Below are 811 nucleotides of genomic sequence, written 5' to 3' on the forward strand. Positions count from 1 at the left end.
GCCGTATCGGAAGGTGCGGCTGGATCACCTCCTTTCTATGGAGAATCGTTTCCTGCAACGGAAACATTCAAATACGCAGGTTCTTAGAACCTGCGATAGCGATTCATTTTGGTCCATCACTTCGGTGTGGATGAAATGAAGAGCACAAGCAACTCGCTCGTTGCTCAGTTTTGAGAGCTCAAACTCTCAAACGTTTGGTGGCGATAGCGAAGGGGTTCCACACGTTCCCATCCCGAACACGACCGTTAAGCCCTTCAGCGTCAATGGTACTTGGACCGCAGGGTCCTGGGAGAGTAGAACGCCGCCAAGCGTAACCCATTTTGGGTTCAAATAGTATATATAATGTGGGCCCTTAGCTCAGTTGGTTAGAGCGCACCTCTGATAAGGGTGAGGCCGGTGGTTCGAGTCCACCAGGGCCCACCATCTATACCTTTAAACTTTATATGGGGCCATAGCTCAGCTGGGAGAGCGCCTGCCTTGCAAGCAGGAGGTCAGCGGTTCGATCCCGCTTGGCTCCACCAAAAATGATTTACAAGTTTGTTCTTTGAAAACTAGATATCGAAACGAAACAAACGCGAATTAGAACATTCCTTTAAGCTGATCTTGTGTAAACAAGTGAAGTGTTTATAAGGTAGATTGCTGGAGCGAGTGATCGAAATGGAGTGACTTTTGGCTTTGGACGTAGTCCAAAACAAGGGAAGCGACAGCTCGAACACAAGCGCAATGGTTAAGCTACTAAGAGCACACGGAGGATGCCTAGGCGCTAGGAGCCGATGAAGGACGTGGCGAACAACGAAACTGCCTCGGGGAG

Annotated in this window: 2 tRNA genes and 1 rRNA gene; all 3 read left to right on the forward strand. The window is 49.6% G+C overall.

From position 1 onward, the window contains the following. The first annotated feature begins 193 nt into the window (after positions 1-193). The 3 genes from rrf to IFU39_RS32470 all read left to right on the forward strand — a co-directional run bounded on the left by rrf (position 194) and on the right by IFU39_RS32470 (position 521). A 5S ribosomal RNA gene (rrf, locus tag IFU39_RS32460) occupies positions 194-310 on the forward strand. Positions 311-346: 36 nt separating this feature from the next. After that, positions 347-423 (forward strand) — tRNA-Ile (locus IFU39_RS32465). A gap of 22 nt (positions 424-445) precedes the next feature. Then, positions 446-521: transfer RNA gene (locus tag IFU39_RS32470), tRNA-Ala, on the forward strand. Positions 522-811: the final 290 nt, after the last annotated feature.

The sequence above is a fragment of the Paenibacillus sp. CFBP 13594 genome, assembly GCF_014842675.1.
GTDB lineage: Bacteria > Bacillota > Bacilli > Paenibacillales > Paenibacillaceae > Paenibacillus > Paenibacillus amylolyticus_B.